A 15,823-nucleotide genomic window follows, 5' to 3' on the forward strand; every position below is an offset into this window, starting at 1 on the left:
CTATTATAATAACGAAAGAATTAAATCAAATCTAAACAAAATGAGCCCGATAAAATATCGAGCTCATTATTGTCAAAATTAATTATAAATTTGTCTAACTTTTTGGGTTCAGTCTAATGCGGCTTTTTTTTATTTTAAATATTTTAAAAAGAAATTCATAAGTTTTTCTTTTAATTCATAGTGCATTTTAATAAATGTATCCATTTCGTCCTTAAGCAATACTTGTTTTTCATGAAAAATAGCTTCAGGTTTGTTATCAACTTTCGCTTGTGCCAATTCTCTTTTTTTCATTCTAATTCGGTGTCTTAAATCACCTATAACTTCTCGTTCTCTTATAATTTTATTTTGAAATCCTTCTATCTTAATCATGATATCTGTACCCAAACTGCGGATTGCAACATGTTCTAATTTTTCTTCAAAATAATCCATTTCACCTTCATGAAATTTCAACTCTCTTTTCCACACCTCTAAATTGAAGTTTAGATCACTTAATAATAATAATTGGCTTTCCATACATACTTTAATTTAAGTTTATTTTAATACCCTAAAGTTCATCATTTTTTAAAAATATTCTTCTGATATTTATCATAAAAACTAAGAATAAATCAAATATTAAAAAAAAATGATCTTGGTTAAAGATATAAAAAAAGCGTTTTAAAATTAATTAAAACGCTTAAATAATTATATTTTCATTAAAATTTACCCTTTTTCTTCTTCTTCTTCTTTTTTAGAAGCTTTATTCCAAATTTTTATTTCATCTTTTAAAGTAACACCTTTAATAATTTCAACATTAACACCGTCTGATATTCCAAGTTCAACATCGCGTCTTTCAAACTTTTGATCACCAACTTTTACTTCTACAAAAGGTGCTTCAGTTTTTTTGTCAAATTGTAGCAGTGCTTCTTTAATAGATAGAACACTGTCTTTCTTTTCCAAAACTATATCAGCATTTGCGCTGTACCCTGCTCTTACAAAAAATTGATTATCTAACGTTACATCTCCTTTAATTTTAAATTGAACAGCTCCATTTTCTTCTGTTCCTTTAGGGGCAATAAAATTTAATTTAGCAAGATATTTTTTCTTTTCAATCGCACCTAGTGAAACCTCTAATACCGTTCCGTTTTTAATTTTTCCTACCTCGGCTTCATCAACTTTTCCTTCAAAAATCATTTTAGTCATATCAGCAATAGTTGCAATGGTTGTTCCTGCATTAAACGTATTACTTTCAATTACCTGAGTTCCCCTACGAACTGGAATTTCTAATATGGTCCCAGCTATTTCAGCTTTTACATAGGTGTTTGCAGTTTTTCCCATACCAGCAGCGGAACCTTTTTTAATGATATCTAAATTGTTTTGAGAATTACTCAAATCTTGCCTTGCGCTATTATAATTTAACTCGGCTGATTCAAATTCTTGCTTAGAAATTACACCCTTTTCAAAAAGACCTTTGTTTCTTTCAAATAAGGTTTTAGTATTATCAAATCTCAATTGAGCCGTTTTTACTGAGCCTTGTGCACTATTAAGTGAACCCACATTAGGAACAACTCTTATAGTTGCAATTAAGTCACCCACTTTAACAACAGCTCCTTCTTCAACAAATATTTCTTCAATGATTCCAGAAACCTTTGGCTTAATTTCTGCTTCCTCTAATGGAACAACCTTTCCTGTTGCAACCGTTTTTCTAACAATATTTGTTTTAAATGGTTTTTCTGTTTCAAACTCTATAGGAGATTTACTATTTTTTGCTCCAAACCAAGCTAAAACAGCTATAAGCGCTACTCCTATCGATCCAAAAATTATTTTTTTCTTCATTAGTTATTGATTTTGTTTATTTTTATTTTGAAAGACTGAAATATTATATTAATGTTATGAAACATTTAATTACAATCTTTTTTTTATTTTTTAATTATCAATTTTTATTAATTATTCTTCTCTTAATGCTTCAATTGGTCTAATACTAACCGCTGTGTGCGCTGGAATTAATCCTATTAATGTACCTAAAACTACCAATGTAAGTGCAGCAATCAATATTACAGGAATATCGACAGTTGGATTTGTTAAGGCTGCATCTTCCCCTTTACCTAAAGTGGCATCTATTAACATTAAAACTAACCCTCCAAAAATAATTCCTAAGGCTCCTGCAATACTTGTTAAAAATACTGATTCTAGTATTATTTGCCTCTTAATTTCCCACGGCTTTGCGCCAATTGCTCTTCGTATTCCAATCTCTTTGGTTCGTTCTTTCACTGTTATTAATAAAATATTTCCAATGGCAAAAACACCTGCAATTAATGTAGCAATGCCAACAAACCAAGTCAAAAATTGCATTCCGGTTAAAAAACCAGTGACTTTAGCTATTTCTTTACCTAAATTAAAACTACCAAAAGCACGTTCATCTTCTGGATGTACTTTATGTAAGTTTTTAAGTAATAATTTAATATCCGCTTCAATTTGAACAATATCAAAACCTGGTTTCCCAGTAATCATCATCCAACCAATGCTATCTCCCATGTTATAAACCTGCTGAAAAGTAGTAAAAGGGATATGAATATTCCCTTGTGGACCACCTCCAACCATACCTTCTTTATACATTCCAACAACATTATAATTAATATCGTTAATTTTAATGTATTGCCCTATTGGGTCTTCATCTTTTTCAAAGAGTTGCTTATAGATTTCTTCTTCAATAACACAAACCTTCTTTTTTTCTTTAATATCGTTATCGTTGATAAAACGACCATATACTAAATTTCTTTTTTGAACCTTATCAAATTCTGGGTAATCTCCAAAAACCCCAAAGGTTCCTGATTTAAATTTATTAATTGTTAGTGCCTGTGTTTGGTGTCTTGGAACCACAAATTCCAACCCTTCAATTTCCGTTCTAATAGTCTCAATATCAGACATTTTTAATCGTAGCGATTTTCCTTCTTGAAAACCTTTAAAAGGCTGACTTGTCTGTTGTGCCCACACAAATACACTATTGGTCGCAAAGTTTCCGAATAATTTATTAAAATTATTTTCCACTCCCTTAGCTGCACCCAATAATACAACCAACAAAAATATACCCCACATTACACCAATAATGGTAATTGCAGTTCGTATTTTGTTTTTACGAATGCTACTGTATATTTCTTGCCAGGTATCTGTATCAAATAAAAACTTCATTTTCTATAATAGTTTTACTTTTTTGTAAAATTCATAATTACTCATCGTTTAATGCTACAATTGGTTTTATACTAGCAGCCCTTTTGGCAGGAATATAACCAGCAATAGTACCTGCAATTATTAATATAATAGTTGCTCCAACAACCACGTATGTTTCTACCGATGGATTAATAATAAAATAGGTTTCCAAACTGTCGCCAATCGCTTTTAAAGTGAATACTCCAATCAATAACCCTACATAACCAGCAACCGCAGTTACAAATATAGATTCTAACATAATCATTCCTACTATTGATTTTGGTGTTGCTCCTAACGCTTTTCTAATACCTATTTCTTTAGATCTTTCTTTAACAATATAAACCATAATATTACTTATACCTATTATACCAGCAACAAGAGTCCCTATACCAATAAATAAAATAATTATATTTAAAACCATCATAAACTGATTCACACTTTTATTTGCCTCAGCCATATTAGAAACTCTTAAAGCAGCTTGATCTCTGGGGTCTATATCGTGTTTTTCTTTAAATCGAGCTAAAATTAAATTACCAAATGAAATGGCTTGCTCCAAATTTAGCGTTGGATTATAGGTTAAATTAAGCTGATCTATATAGTCATTATTTCCATAAATAGATTGTGCGGTGGTAATTGGCATGTAAATAATACGCTCCTCATTATCACCACCTTCATCAGAAAAAGTTCCAATAACTTTGTAGGTAACTCCATTTAAACTAATACTTTTACCTAACGCAATTCTACCTCCAAATAAATCTTCTTTCACCAGCCTCCCTATTACAATTACTTTCGATTTATTTTTTAAATCAAACATATTTAAATAGCGACCTTCATCTATTATTGTTTTTTCTAAAAATTGATGATCAGGATGCACAGCTCGTAGTGAATAATTATTTTGTTCATTTTTATATATAGCTTGAACATTATTGTAAATACGAGCGCTTAAAAACTGAACTTTATTTCCGAATTCATCAACAATAAACTTATAGTCATCGTTTTTAAACTGAATTTTTCGACCACTCTGTAACCCTTTATATGGTTTAGTTGTTTGACCTGTTCTAATAAATATTGCATTATTTGCATCATCATTAAACGATTTTTCAAAAGTGTGTTTTAAACCATTCCCAATACCAAATAAGAGCGTAAAAAGTAATATTGCGAATGCAATAGTAAAACCAGAAAGAAGTGTTCTTAATTTGTTTTTACTAAGGGTCTGAAAAATTTCTTGCCACCGGTCTAAATCAAACATATCTTATACTATTGCTTTTTTTAGTACTTTCTCATCACTAATAATGATGCCATCTCTTAAACGCACAATTCTATCTGTTTCATTTGCAATATCCTCTTCATGAGTTATCACAAATACAGTCATCCCTTCTCGATTTATTTCTTTTAAAAGTTCCATGACAGAAGCAGAAGTAGTTGAATCTAACGCTCCAGTAGGTTCATCAGCCAAAATAACTTTAGGGTTTGTAACTAAAGCGCGTGCCACTGCAACGCGTTGTTTTTCACCACCTGACAGCTCACTTGGTAAATGGTCTGCTCTTTCTTTTAATCCAACTTTATCTAAAAATTGCATGGCTCTTTCGTTGCGTTCTTTTCGTCCCATTCCTTGATAGTAAAGCGGGAGAGCCACATTTTCCAATGCGTTTTTATAATTTATTAAATTAAATGATTGAAATACAAAACCTAAAAATTTATTTCGAAGCACTGCTGCCTTAGTTTCATCCAAATTTTCAATTAATTGTCCATTTAAAAAATAATTTCCCTCATCATGATTGTCTAATAACCCAACAATATTCAATAAAGTTGATTTTCCAGAACCAGAAGAACCCATAATAGCAACAAATTCTCCTTCTTTTATATGTAAATCTAATCCTTTTAAAACATGAAGTTTATCTTTCCCAATTGGATAAGATTTGTGCAGTTTTTCTATTTTAATCATTTGGTTGTTGTTTTAAACGAAATTATAAAATGCACTACAAAAACCTATTAATTTTATGTTAAATCCCAACATATTTAATTATTATGTAGCTTTGCTTTATGAACAAATTTGATAACAAATCTCTAATTCTTTTCGATGGAATTTGCAATTTATGCAATTCATCAGTCAAATTCATAATAAAAAATGATCCAAACGAAAATTTCAAATTTGCTTCAATTCAATCAGACGCCGCAACCGAAATTTTGTTACAGTATTCAACTATAAAATATGATTTAGATTCTATTATTTTAATTGAAGAAGGAAAAATATACGACAAATCGACTGCAATTCTTAAAATTGCTCGAAAATTAGCACATGGATTTTCCGTTTGCTATATTTTTATAATTGTACCACTATTTATAAGAGATTGGGTTTATTCAACCATAGCAAAAAATCGCTATAATTGGTTTGGAAAAAGAGAAAGCTGTATGTTGCCTTCCTTAGAAATAAAAAAAAGATTTTTAAATTAGAAAAACAATTATTAACCTATATCATTATCATTTCAATCTTTCACTTTCGGTTCATGAAGTTTCCCTAAAGATTTTGCAACGATCATAGAAACTACAGCATCTCCAGTTACGTTCACAGTTGTTCTACACATATCTAAAGGTCTATCAATAGCAAAAATTAATGCCAAACCTGCTTCCGGAATCCCGGCTTGCGCCAAAACAATCACCAACATAACCATACCTGCACCTGGCACTGCTGCCGATCCTATGCTTGCCAATGTTGCAGTAACAATTATTCCCAATTGAACAGATAATGATAAGTCCATTCCAAAAGCCTGGGCAATAAATACTGCTGCTACTGCCTGATACAAACTTGTGCCATCCATATTTATGGTTGCTCCAATTGGTAAAACAAAACTACTTACTTCTTCTTCAACACCTAAATGCTCTGTAACCCTTTCCATGGTAACAGGCAATGTTGCCGCACTGCTGCTAGTTGAAAAAGCCAATAATTGTGCTGGGGAGATTCCTTTCATAAAGAAAGAAGGTTTCCTTTTAGCAAATATAAATACCAACAAATTGTAGAATACTATAATAATGATTAATCCTAAAACAACTGTAAAAGCATACCATGCTAATGCTTTAAATAAATCTATACTCGGAGATTCCACTACTAAAGCAGCTAATAACGCAAAAACGCCATAAGGTGAAGCTATCATAATTAAGTCTATCATTTTCAGAATAACTTCATTAAAACCATCGAAGAATTTTTTAACGGGTTTCGATTTTTTTTCTGGAATCAATATTAACCCAATACCAAAAAATATGGAGAAAAATATAACTTGAAGCATATTCTTATTTTCTGAAGCCGCTCCAAAAATATTATCTGGAACAATATCTACCAACGCTTGAAGCGGACCACTTTCTTTTTGTATGGAAGCCTCATCTGAATATTTTTCGGCATCACTGCTATAATTACTAACTAATTCTTGACGCGTTTCTTCTGAAATTGAATTTCCTGGTTTTATAATATTCACCAATAATAATCCAATCGAAACTGCAATTACGGTTGTTATCAAATAGAGTCCAATTGTTCGACCTCCCATTTTAGACAATTTTGAAATATCTTTTAAATCGGAAACGCCTTTTATAAGTGAAGCTAATATTAAAGGAACTGCTATTAGTTTTAATGAATTTATAAAAATAGTTCCAAATGGCTTGACCCAATCTTTTACAATTTCTTTTCCTCCATCAAACTGAGTCATTATTAAGCCCACTAAAACACCCAAAACCATTCCCAGTAATATTTGCCAATGCAATGCTAATTTTTTCATTTAAGTATAGAATAAAACTTCTGAAATGTAATAAATATTAGCACACAAAAAATTTATTTTTAAATAAAATATTTTAGGTGTAAATCATCTGATTTTAAGAGCTTTGCGTACAAACCCAAAAGGGTTATTTTCTCAAAATAAGTAATTAAATTTGTGAACGATTTTACAATAACAATGACAGTCGGATTAGTATTAAACAAATCAAGATGTTGAAATTCAACATCTTGATTTGTTTAATATAAAATTACAGTTGATCTAATTACTTTTATAATTATCGTCCCAATCTTTTACTTTAGGGTCATGCAGTCTTCCTAAAGATTTAGCAACAATCATAGATACAGATGCATCACCTGTTACATTTACAGCTGTTCTGCACATGTCTAACGGTCTATCAATCGCAAAAATTAATGCCAAACCTGCTTCCGGAATTCCCGCTTGTGCCAATACAATCACTAACATGACCATTCCTGCACCGGGTACAGCAGCAGAACCAATACTTGCTAGAGTTGCTGTAACAATAATACCTAACTGAACACCCAAAGATAAATCCATTCCAAAAGCTTGTGCAATAAATACTGCAGCCACAGCTTGATATAAACTTGTACCATCCATATTTATAGTGGCTCCAATAGGTAAAACGAAACTACTCACTTCTTCATCAACGCCTAAATGTTCTGTAACTCTTTCCATAGTAACAGGTAATGTTGCTGCACTGCTACTGGTTGAAAAAGCCAATAATTGTGCCGGCGAAATTCCTTTTAAAAAGAAAGAAGGGTTTTTCTTAGTAATTACCCACACTAAAAGATTGTAAAAAGCAATCATAATTAACAACCCTAAAATAACTGTAAAAGCATACCAAATTAACGCTTTAAATAAATCTACACTTGGAGATTCTACCACCAATGCGGCCAATAAAGCAAAAACTCCATAAGGTGCTGCAAGCATAATTAAATCAATCATTTTTAAAATGACTTCATTAAAACCATCAAAGAATTTTTTAACGGGTTTTGATTTTTTTTCAGGAATTAATATCAATGCGAATTAAGGGTTAAAAATCACAAGAAAAAAGCAAAAAATTTATGATAAAAAGCAATAAAATATTTGCATAAAAGCCTGATAATCAGTATATTTATAGTGAATTTCAAACATTATAAAAAACATGATTAATCAGGCTAAAGCAGTAAAATTAATAAAAATATATCAATATGTATGTGATAAATACGAAGAGGAATTACAATATCACTGTCAAAGATTTACCAATAACAATAGACCTGAATTTACGGACCAAGAAATTATGACCATTTATTTGTTTTCAGTGAGTGAAGAACAGCGTTATAAAATTAAGCATATCCATGATTTTGCAAAGAATTATTTGATAGAGTGGTTTCCAAAATTAAACTCCTATGTGGCTTTCTGTACGCGTCTCAACAAGCTATCAGCAGTACTAAAGATTTTATGTAGCACTGTAATTCAGTCATTTATTCCAATAGAATGTTCAAAGGAGTTTTCATTATTAGATTCTATGCCAATTATTACCTGTGGTGGTAAAAGGACTGGAAAAGTAGCTAAAGAAATTACGGATAAAAGTTTTTGCTCCACAAAAAACTTGTGGTATTATGGTGTTAAATTACATTCACTAAACCATTACAATAAAGGAACTTTGCCATATCCAGAAAGTATTGTGATTAGTAAAGCTTCTGAAAATGATTTAAATGTTTTTAAGGAAAATTGGTCAGAAATTAAAGGAAGGACTTTTTTTGGCGATAAAATCTATCATAACCATGATTTTTTTGATAATTTATACACTGAAAATAAAATAACTATGCTAACGCCAATCAAAGGAATTAAAGGAAAATCAGAGGTTCTTAAGCAAAGAGATTTTGCCTATGAAAATCTCTTTTCAAAGGCTGTATCAACCATAAGACAACCTATAGAATCGTTTTTTAATTGGATAAATGAAAATACTCAAATCCAAAATGCAAGTAAAGTCAGGTCGTTTAAAGGTTTAATTGTACATATATTTGGAAAACTTGCTGCTTGTTTTTTAAAGCCAATTGTTAACCCTTAATTCGCATTATCAATCCAATTCCAAAAAATATGGCAAAAAATATAACTTGAAGCATATTCTTATTTTCTGAAGCTGCTCCAAATATATTGTCTGGAACAATATCTACCAATGCTTCTAAAGGACCACTTTCTTTTTGCTTAGAAGCTTCATCTGAATATTTAGCAGCATCGCCACTATAATTGCTAACTAATTCTAGACGAGTTTCTTCAGAAATTGAATTTCCTGGTTTAATAATATTCACCAACAACAATCCTATTAAAACAGCAATTACAGTAGTCAATATATACAAACCTATTGTTTTACCTCCCATTGCAGACAGTTTAGAAATGTCTTTTAAATCGGAAACCCCTTTTATAAGCGAGGCAAGTATTAATGGCACTGCTATTAATTTTAAGGAGTTAATAAAAATTGACCCAAAAGGCTTTATCCAATCCTGAACAATTTCTTTACCACCAATAAATTGAGTCATTATTAAACCCACTAAAACACCTAAAACCATTCCCAGTAATATTTGCCAGTGTAATGCTAATTTTTTCATTTAAAAATTTTAAAATTCTTGGTAAGATAAAAAAAAATAATTGTAAACTAGTTTATTCCAGTTCATAAAAAAAGCTCCAAAGGAGCTTTATATTTAATAATCAAATAATTAGTTGAAGAGATACCTTAGAGATAGCGCTAAATCTATATTGGTGTCATTGCCATAATCTCCCATAATTCCAAATTCTGGTCTAAAATCAAGCGAAATAAGTAAAGGAATGCCAAAATTGTATTCTATACCCACATTTCCATCTAAATTTAAAAACAGTCCATCATCCTGATTTCCAACAAATCCTGATTTTTTACTCCAATTCCCTAACCCTGCTCCAACACCTGCATACCAATTAAAACCTCCATCAATATTCCAAACCCATTGATAAATACCACTTAATTTAAATGCATCTGAATTGGTATGATCTCTAAAACCAAGATCAATTTCTAGCCTGTTATATTCGCCTAATTCTCTTTGATAGGATATTTCGGTCCCAAATCCATCATTGTTTCCCAAACGCAAACCCAACGCGTTTCTTGAAATGTCTTGCGCCTCAATGCTTAAAATAAAACTAAAAAAAACAACTGCTACTAAAAATAAATTTTTCATAAATTAAATTATTTGATTATTAAAGAATTGATGATTGTCCCATTAATTATGATTAAAACGCTTAAAAAACTTTATTATTTTAACCTATTTTAAAATGATATTGATTTAAATTTAAATTCTATTTTTTTTATTAATTTGCAATAATAATTTAAAATTAAAAAAATGGCGGGATTAATAGATTTACTTAACAGCGATTTAGGAAAAACATTGGTAACTGGTGCAAGTAAAAAACTTGGTCAAGATAAAGGTAAAACCGCCTCTGCATTAAATGCCGCAATGCCTTTAATATTAGGGGCAATGAAAAACAATGCATCGTCTCCTAAGGGAGCAGAAGGTTTGTTAAACGCATTATCTAAAAAACATGATGGTGGTATTTTAGATAATTTAGGAGATTTATTAGGTAATGATGATATTTTAAAAGATGGTGCTGGTATTTTAGGGCATGTTTTTGGTGGGAAAGAACAAAATGTTGCAAAAGCAGTAAGTGCTAAAAGTGGTATGAATGCTGGAGCTACCATGGATTTATTAAAAATGGCTGCTCCTGTTATTATGGGGTATTTGGGAAAAGAAAAGCAAACTAAAAATGTAACTGATGGAAATGGAATTGACGACATACTTGGTGGTTTATTAGGTGGAAACGCTAAAGGAGAACAAAGTTTAATCGCCAAAATATTAGATGCTAATGGAGACGGAAGTGTTATTGATGACATAATGGGAATGGTATCTGGCGGTAAAAAGAAAGGGGGTTTAGTTGGGTTATTAGGGGGTTTATTTGGAAGAAAATAATTTTTAATAGAACTAAATAAAAAGGTCAAGTTTTTCAACTTGACCTTTTTTTATTCTTACTATTCATTATTGAATTATAAATGTATTTTTGCACAGAATTTATCAAAAAATGGAGAAATTAAAAAAACGTTGGGGACTAACTTCAAATTTTCAAATTTTATTAATACTAATTGTTTTTTCTTTAAATGGTTCATTTGCTGCTTGGATTGCAAAACCGTTGACTGAATTTATTGGTTTAAATTATGAAAATACAAACCCTTGGTTATTTTGGCCTGTTCGAATTATTTTAATTTTTGTTATTTATCAAATAACGTTGCCTTTGGTAGGTTTTTGTTTTGGTCAGTTTAAATTCTTCTGGAATTTTTTCACAAAAAAAATGTTCGCAAGAATAGGTTTCAAAGACAATTTTAAAGAATCTTAGGTTACTTCTTTTTTAATTAAGAATTTATAAATCCAAGTGAAAGTGAAAGTTGGAATAAAATCTGTTCCAAAAAATCCTGCTTCTTCAACAAACGTTACAAAACTTGCTATTTTACCAGCAGTACCTTTGTACATTTTTAAAATTAAAAATGCTGCCAATGGTGCCCAAAAAATATCAAAAAACTCTCCAAAAAATGGTATTACAAAAGATAGCATTCCAACTCCATCTAAAAACAACCCTAAAATCAATAATTTATATTTTTCTTGCATTGGTTCTTTAAAATTGAAGGTAATACACTCTTTTAATTAGTTTTCTTTTAATTTGTTTTTAAACTTTTTTAAAAATTTATCTAATTTAGGATTGATAACTGCAACACAATAACCCTGTGTTTTATTATTATTGTAATAATTTTGATGATACTCTTCGGCTATGTAAAAAATATCAGCTTTTGAAATTTCTGTTACTATCTTATTTTCAAATACATGAGCTTCTGTTAATTCTTTTATAAAATTTTCTGCAATTAACTTTTGAGTTTCATTGTGATAAAATATAGCAGATCTATATTGCGTCCCCACATCAAAACCTTGTTTATTTTTAGTGGTTGGGTCATGGGTGCTAAAAAAAACTTCAAGAATTTCTTGAAAACTAATTTCACTTGCGTCAAATTTAATTTGAATTGCTTCAGCATGTTCTGTTAATCCAGTTGTAATATCATTATAGGTAGGATTTATTAGTTTTCCTCCAGTATATCCAGATTTAACAGTTTCAACACCTTTTAGCCGCTGAAAGATAGCCTCTGTGCACCAAAAACAACCATTGGCCAGCGTTGCAGTTTCTATTTTCGTATTCATTTTTGATTTTTTAATTAGACTCGATTGAGACAGCATATTATTTGTAACTAAAAAAGTAAGAGCTAGAAGAATTAATTGTTTTTTCATTGTAATATATTTAATTCTAAGTCGCGTTCCTTTTGGTATAATTACATTTAAAATTAAATATTTTCAATAGTTCTTACAACGCTTTCTAACATATCTTCGGTAAAATCTAAATGAGTTACCATTCTTAGTTTTCCTTGACCCATACTAATTAATAGGATTCCCGCACCTTTTAAACGATTAATAAAATCATATTCATTAATTGAATCAATAACATTAAAAATAACAATGTTAGTTTCAATTGGCTCCACATTTTTTATTAAATGACAGTTAGATAAGGTTGCTCCAATTATTTTTGCCCGTGTATGATCTACGGCTAACCTTTCAACATGGTTGTCAAGTGCATAAATACCAGCGGCGGCGAGATATCCCGCTTGTCTCATTGCTCCTCCAAATAATTTTCTAATTCTTAACGCTTTTGCTATATGCTCTTTACTTCCAATTAAAACAGATCCTATGGGCGCACCTAAACCTTTAGACAAACAAATTGATATGGTATCAAAAGTTTTTCCATATTGATCTGGAGTTTCATTTTTTGCTACTAAGGCGTTAAAAAGTCGGGCACCATCTAAATGAAAAGCTAAATTATTAGTCGTACATATTTTTTTTATTTTCAATATTTCTTCAAAATCCCAACAAGCTCCACCCCCTTTATTCGTAGTATTTTCTAAGGAAACTAGCCTTGAAAATGGAGTATGAATATCAGATCTACCACCTTCAATTATTTCATTAAACTGTTTTGCTTTAAACATACCGCGCTCTCCATCAATTAAATAAGATGTTACACCTGAATTAAATGCAGGTCCACCTCCTTCAAAATTGTAGACATGTGCCCATTTATCACAAAACATTTTATCGCCTGGCTGTGTATGTAATTTTATTGCAGCTTGATTTGCCATCGTGCCAGAAGGAAAAAAAAGAGCATCTTCCATTCCAAATATTTCAGCAATTTTTTCTTGTAATCGATTCACTGTTGGATCGGTTTTAAAAACATCATCACCAACTTCGGCATTCATCATTGCTTTCAACATTCCTTTAGTTGGTTTGGTTACTGTATCGCTTATTAAATTTATTTCCATATTATTAATTTGTTAATTTTCTATTTAAAAATCGCAACTCATACTTCCAATTGGCGCTCCATCAGGAATTCTAGGGGCAATAACTTTTTGGTATTTTGATGTATTTTTATAAAAGTCATCTATTAATACTACATATTCTTGGGTATACGATTGATTTACTTTTGATCCTTTTTTGGTTAATAACCATTTTCTTAATTCTTTCAATTTATAATTTGTAATAGCTTTAGCTTGGAATGAAGCTACATTACTTGCAGCTAAAAAAAACAAGCTTTGCAATACTTCGTGATTTATATTTTGCTGAATTTCAAAGTCATATATTATGATATGATTCATTTTAAAACTTTCATTTATCACGCTATCTATCAACTCGTCCAATCCTAAATTTTGGTTGTATAATGCTTTTTGATGAATTAAACGTGAAGCTCTTTCAGGATTAAATAATAAATTTAATGCAAACTCTGATGCCGTTGAAGCACTATTTAAAGCATCAAATGAAATTCCATTTTTAGAGTTAAAAGACTCTCTGGTTCTAGGAAATCCATTTGCTCTTGGGGGAAATAATTCAATCAAATGAATTGGAATTTTTAAAGTTTCAACTTTTAATGTGTTCAAAATGCTTTCAAGCGCTTCCTTTTCTAAAAATGCCTGTATTGGCTTAATAATTTTTTGTCCATCATTTTTGACTGCATACGAGTAATCTATTCCTCCAATTAATTTTATGGTAGCTTCCAATTGATAACGATGGAAAAAATAAAGTGGAACGAATAAATCTTCCAATGATGTATAGGGTTCATTATCCCCTAAATTAGCCACTGAAAAATTGGCAATGGCTTTAGCTCTAACTTTTAGAATCCTATTTAATTCAATAGCAGGATTCGACCCATTATCCCATAAATGTGCGTAAATATGAGCTCCGCCTTCTGCTCTTGCGTCGCTGTCTGTAATAAATTTCAACCCATTTTCTAAAGAAGTGGCAATAATTTTATTTAATTCTTGAGTTTCATTCAAGTTTGGAGGAAAATCTTGATAAGAATAAGCCACAGTAACTTTATCCCATTCCTTAATTCCAACATCATATGCATCCTTTAAATCTATGTTCCCATCTGTTAATTGAACGTATGGATGAGGGTAATCCATTACAGACCCTCTATCATTAACACTTGATGCAAAATTATGGGTAAAACCAAGAGTATGACCTATTTCATGAGCAGATAATTGTCGAATTCTTGCCAAAGCCATTTTTAAAAGTTCATTTTCTGAATCATTCACTTTTGGAATTCCTAATAATGCTTGGGCAATTAAATAATCTTGCCTAATTCTTAAAGAGCCCAAACTAACATGACCTTTTAAAATTTCACCTGTTCTTGGATCAACTACGCTTGCACCATAAGACCAACCACGTGTAGACCTATGAACCCATTGTATTACGTTATACCTTATATCTAATGGATCAACTCCTTCTGGTAATACTTTAATTTGAAATGCATTTTTATATCCTGCCGCTTCAAAAGCTTGGTTCCACCAACTTCCTCCTTCTAGCAAAGCCGATTTTATTGGTTCTGGTGCTCCCCTATCTAAATAATAAATAATTGGCTCAACAGGTTCGCTTTGTAACGCTTCCGGATTTTTTTTTGTTAATCTATGTCTTATAATAAATTGCTTTTTTATATCTGATTCCACTGGAGTTGCATAATCTAAATATGACATGCCTATTGCTCCTGATCGAGGATCAAATTTTCTCATTTTATAATTTGAGTCAGGCAATTCTATAAATGAATGATGTTGTCTTACCGTAACAAGTGATGAATTTGGTGTTACACTTTTTATAAAATTCCCTTCTGCTTCGCCTGTAAAAGTTAAAATTGCTTCAAATTCTACATTTTTAGGAAACGCTTTTGTTCGTTCTAAATAAAAAGCACTTTTAGTAAGATCCAATTTATAAGTACCTTGCTTTGAAGATTTTAATCGGTTCGAAACACCATGGGCATCACTCATAAAAAATGAAGAAACATCAATTAAATAATTAGTCTCTATTGTTTCAATAATAGGAAATCCGTACCAAACGGATTGAGCAAATGCTTCTTGAACAGATTTTTTTTCTTCTAAATTATCACTTACTGCGCGGTACTTTAAATTTGGCTCAATAAGCAACAACTTATTACCCGCTTTTATAAATTTAACTACAGCCGTTTCTCCCAATTGCCCTCTATCCAAACCAATATCGTTAGAACCTATACCTGCTGCCAAAGAATTTACATATAAAAACTCCTGATCAACATTAGAAACTTTTAAATATATCTTATCGGTATTTTCCTCATAAAAAAAATCGAAAAAACCTTTAAAATGTTTCATTTCTTTAGTTTTTTGAAAAGATTGAGAAATACCCGAAAAACAAAATAAAATCGATAACACACTTAAAAAATATTTCATTTTTTTTAGAAAAATT

The 15,823-nt window shown here is 30.7% G+C and carries 16 protein-coding genes and 2 pseudogenes; 5 read left to right on the plus strand and 13 right to left on the minus strand.

The features are described 5' to 3' along the window. Positions 1–82 (plus strand): IS3 family transposase (locus Q8S45_RS13955; protein WP_369075486.1); only part of this gene is annotated, 82 nt, incomplete at its 5' end. 47 nt (positions 83–129) lie between these two features. Here Q8S45_RS13955 and Q8S45_RS03160 read toward each other — a convergent pair. The 5 genes from Q8S45_RS03160 to Q8S45_RS03180 all read right to left on the minus strand — a co-directional run bounded on the left by Q8S45_RS03160 (position 130) and on the right by Q8S45_RS03180 (position 5,128). Further along, a complete protein-coding gene (locus Q8S45_RS03160; RefSeq protein ID WP_305601160.1) occupies positions 130–513 on the minus strand; it encodes a hypothetical protein in 384 nt (127 codons plus the stop codon). A 186-nt stretch (positions 514–699) separates the two neighbouring features. After that, positions 700–1,812: an efflux RND transporter periplasmic adaptor subunit gene (locus Q8S45_RS03165; protein WP_305601162.1), complete on the minus strand. Its 1,113-nt coding sequence runs from the start codon at positions 1,810–1,812 to the stop codon at positions 700–702. A gap of 111 nt (positions 1,813–1,923) precedes the next feature. Next, positions 1,924–3,165, minus strand: coding sequence for an ABC transporter permease (locus tag Q8S45_RS03170; RefSeq protein WP_305601164.1), 1,242 nt, complete (start codon positions 3,163–3,165; stop codon positions 1,924–1,926). A gap of 37 nt (positions 3,166–3,202) precedes the next feature. Continuing rightward, positions 3,203–4,432, minus strand: coding sequence for an ABC transporter permease (locus tag Q8S45_RS03175; RefSeq protein WP_305601167.1), 1,230 nt, complete (start codon positions 4,430–4,432; stop codon positions 3,203–3,205). 3 nt (positions 4,433–4,435) lie between these two features. Then, positions 4,436–5,128 (minus strand): ABC transporter ATP-binding protein, encoded by a 693-nt coding sequence (locus tag Q8S45_RS03180; protein WP_305601169.1) that lies wholly within the window; start codon positions 5,126–5,128, stop codon positions 4,436–4,438. Between the two features lie 98 nt (positions 5,129–5,226). Here Q8S45_RS03180 and Q8S45_RS03185 point away from each other — a divergent pair, with 98 nt between their 5' ends. Continuing rightward, a complete protein-coding gene (locus tag Q8S45_RS03185) occupies positions 5,227–5,637 on the plus strand; it encodes a thiol-disulfide oxidoreductase DCC family protein (protein ID WP_305601171.1) in 411 nt (136 codons plus the stop codon). Positions 5,638–5,669: 32 nt separating this feature from the next. On the opposite strand, the gene Q8S45_RS03190 is transcribed toward Q8S45_RS03185, so the two are convergent. Both Q8S45_RS03190 and Q8S45_RS03195 read right to left on the minus strand, forming a co-directional pair. After that, positions 5,670–6,950 (minus strand): dicarboxylate/amino acid:cation symporter, encoded by a 1,281-nt coding sequence (locus Q8S45_RS03190; protein ID WP_305601173.1) that lies wholly within the window; start codon positions 6,948–6,950, stop codon positions 5,670–5,672. A gap of 255 nt (positions 6,951–7,205) precedes the next feature. After that, a pseudogene (locus tag Q8S45_RS03195) lies at positions 7,206–7,985 on the minus strand (dicarboxylate/amino acid:cation symporter); the annotation flags it as partial. A 124-nt stretch (positions 7,986–8,109) separates the two neighbouring features. On the opposite strand from Q8S45_RS03195, the gene Q8S45_RS03200 reads away from it, so the two are divergent. Further along, on the plus strand, positions 8,110–9,018 hold the full coding sequence (locus tag Q8S45_RS03200) for a transposase (protein ID WP_305601175.1): 909 nt from the start codon (positions 8,110–8,112) through the stop codon (positions 9,016–9,018). Between the two features lie 4 nt (positions 9,019–9,022). Here Q8S45_RS03200 and Q8S45_RS03205 read toward each other — a convergent pair. Together Q8S45_RS03205 and Q8S45_RS03210 are read right to left on the minus strand one after the other, a co-directional pair. Further along, a pseudogene (locus Q8S45_RS03205) lies at positions 9,023–9,556 on the minus strand (dicarboxylate/amino acid:cation symporter); the annotation flags it as partial. Positions 9,557–9,664: 108 nt separating this feature from the next. Further along, positions 9,665–10,156 (minus strand): hypothetical protein, encoded by a 492-nt coding sequence (locus Q8S45_RS03210; protein ID WP_305601178.1) that lies wholly within the window; start codon positions 10,154–10,156, stop codon positions 9,665–9,667. Between the two features lie 162 nt (positions 10,157–10,318). Between Q8S45_RS03210 and Q8S45_RS03215 the strand changes: the two genes are divergently transcribed. Together Q8S45_RS03215 and Q8S45_RS03220 are read left to right on the plus strand one after the other, a co-directional pair. After that, positions 10,319–10,942 (plus strand): DUF937 domain-containing protein, encoded by a 624-nt coding sequence (locus Q8S45_RS03215; RefSeq protein ID WP_305601179.1) that lies wholly within the window; start codon positions 10,319–10,321, stop codon positions 10,940–10,942. Between the two features lie 109 nt (positions 10,943–11,051). After that, complete coding sequence (locus Q8S45_RS03220; protein ID WP_305601180.1) at positions 11,052–11,363, plus strand: DUF6787 family protein; 312 nt, start codon at positions 11,052–11,054, stop codon at positions 11,361–11,363. On the opposite strand, the gene Q8S45_RS03225 is transcribed toward Q8S45_RS03220, so the two are convergent. From Q8S45_RS03225 to Q8S45_RS03240, 4 genes are read right to left on the minus strand one after another with little or no spacing between them, the layout of a single operon-like run. After that, positions 11,360–11,632, minus strand: coding sequence for a hypothetical protein (locus Q8S45_RS03225; RefSeq protein WP_305601181.1), 273 nt, complete (start codon positions 11,630–11,632; stop codon positions 11,360–11,362). The genes Q8S45_RS03220 and Q8S45_RS03225 overlap by 4 nt on opposite strands. A gap of 36 nt (positions 11,633–11,668) precedes the next feature. Then, complete coding sequence (msrA, locus tag Q8S45_RS03230; RefSeq protein WP_305601183.1) at positions 11,669–12,301, minus strand: peptide-methionine (S)-S-oxide reductase MsrA; 633 nt, start codon at positions 12,299–12,301, stop codon at positions 11,669–11,671. Positions 12,302–12,354: 53 nt separating this feature from the next. After that, the gene (locus Q8S45_RS03235) at positions 12,355–13,377 is read right to left on the minus strand and encodes a low specificity L-threonine aldolase (RefSeq protein WP_305601185.1); all 1,023 of its coding nucleotides are present in this window, start codon (positions 13,375–13,377) and stop codon (positions 12,355–12,357) included. Positions 13,378–13,401: 24 nt separating this feature from the next. Continuing rightward, positions 13,402–15,729: a zinc-dependent metalloprotease gene (locus Q8S45_RS03240; RefSeq protein WP_305601186.1), complete on the minus strand. Its 2,328-nt coding sequence runs from the start codon at positions 15,727–15,729 to the stop codon at positions 13,402–13,404. Positions 15,730–15,823: the final 94 nt, after the last annotated feature.

Origin of the sequence: Lutibacter sp. (assembly GCF_030692605.1) — a bacterium.
Classification (GTDB): domain Bacteria; phylum Bacteroidota; class Bacteroidia; order Flavobacteriales; family Flavobacteriaceae; genus Lutibacter.

Excerpts from the sequence above, each read along its gene's own strand:
- Q8S45_RS03165 (WP_305601162.1), bottom strand. The coding sequence starts at position 1,812 with ATGAAGAAAAAAATAATTTTTGGATCGATAGGAGTAGCGCTTATAGCT.
- Q8S45_RS03175 (WP_305601167.1), bottom strand. The coding sequence starts at position 4,432 with ATGTTTGATTTAGACCGGTGGCAAGAAATTTTTCAGACCCTTAGTAAA.
- Q8S45_RS03215 (WP_305601179.1), top strand. The coding sequence starts at position 10,319 with ATGGCGGGATTAATAGATTTACTTAACAGCGATTTAGGAAAAACATTG.
- Q8S45_RS03160 (WP_305601160.1), bottom strand. The coding sequence starts at position 513 with ATGGAAAGCCAATTATTATTATTAAGTGATCTAAACTTCAATTTAGAG.
- Q8S45_RS03235 (WP_305601185.1), bottom strand. The coding sequence starts at position 13,377 with ATGGAAATAAATTTAATAAGCGATACAGTAACCAAACCAACTAAAGGA.
- Q8S45_RS03180 (WP_305601169.1), bottom strand. The coding sequence starts at position 5,128 with ATGATTAAAATAGAAAAACTGCACAAATCTTATCCAATTGGGAAAGAT.
- Q8S45_RS03170 (WP_305601164.1), bottom strand. The coding sequence starts at position 3,165 with ATGAAGTTTTTATTTGATACAGATACCTGGCAAGAAATATACAGTAGC.
- msrA (WP_305601183.1), bottom strand. The coding sequence starts at position 12,301 with ATGAAAAAACAATTAATTCTTCTAGCTCTTACTTTTTTAGTTACAAAT.
- Q8S45_RS03200 (WP_305601175.1), top strand. The coding sequence starts at position 8,110 with ATGATTAATCAGGCTAAAGCAGTAAAATTAATAAAAATATATCAATAT.
- Q8S45_RS03220 (WP_305601180.1), top strand. The coding sequence starts at position 11,052 with ATGGAGAAATTAAAAAAACGTTGGGGACTAACTTCAAATTTTCAAATT.
- Q8S45_RS03185 (WP_305601171.1), top strand. The coding sequence starts at position 5,227 with ATGAACAAATTTGATAACAAATCTCTAATTCTTTTCGATGGAATTTGC.
- Q8S45_RS03210 (WP_305601178.1), bottom strand. The coding sequence starts at position 10,156 with ATGAAAAATTTATTTTTAGTAGCAGTTGTTTTTTTTAGTTTTATTTTA.
- Q8S45_RS03225 (WP_305601181.1), bottom strand. The coding sequence starts at position 11,632 with ATGCAAGAAAAATATAAATTATTGATTTTAGGGTTGTTTTTAGATGGA.
- Q8S45_RS03190 (WP_305601173.1), bottom strand. The coding sequence starts at position 6,950 with ATGAAAAAATTAGCATTGCATTGGCAAATATTACTGGGAATGGTTTTG.
- Q8S45_RS03240 (WP_305601186.1), bottom strand. The coding sequence starts at position 15,729 with ATGAAACATTTTAAAGGTTTTTTCGATTTTTTTTATGAGGAAAATACC.